Annotated in this window: 1 pseudogene; it reads left to right on the top strand. The window is 74.4% G+C overall.

What is annotated here, in order from left to right:
* A pseudogene (locus tag M3677_RS17160) lies at nt 1–461 on the top strand (DNA polymerase III subunit delta); the annotation flags it as partial.

Below are 461 nucleotides of genomic sequence, written 5' to 3'. Positions count from 1 at the left end.
CCGCCAGGCCGGTGCCGCCGAGGACGAGTGCGCGAAGCTGACCAACGCCGGCGAGCGCATGACCTTCGTGCGCAACGAGGTGCGTCGGGCCGGTGGTCGCATCACCCCCGACGCCGCCACCGCTCTGCTCGAGGCGGTGGGCAACGACCTCCGGTCGCTGTCGGCGGCGGCCAGCCAGCTGGTCTCCGACTTCGGCGGATCCATCGACGCCGACGCGGTGGCCCGCTTCCACCGCGGCCAGGCCGAGGTCAGCGGGTTCACCGTGGCCGAGCGGGTGCTCGTGGGCGACCACGCCGGCTCGGTCGAGATGCTGCGCTGGGCGCTCGACCGGGGGGTGCCGCACGTGCTGCTGGCCGACGCCATCGCCGACGGTGTGCGCACCGCGGCCCGGGTCGCCTCGCTGGGCACCTCGAACATCGGCGAGCTGGCCCGGCAGCTCAAGATGCCGCCGTGGAAGGTGA

The organism is Curtobacterium sp. P97 (genome assembly GCF_023712445.1).
Lineage (GTDB): Bacteria > Actinomycetota > Actinomycetes > Actinomycetales > Microbacteriaceae > Curtobacterium.
Note: the sequence above shows the minus strand (reverse complement) of the source record. Positions and strands in the feature narration are given on the sequence as shown.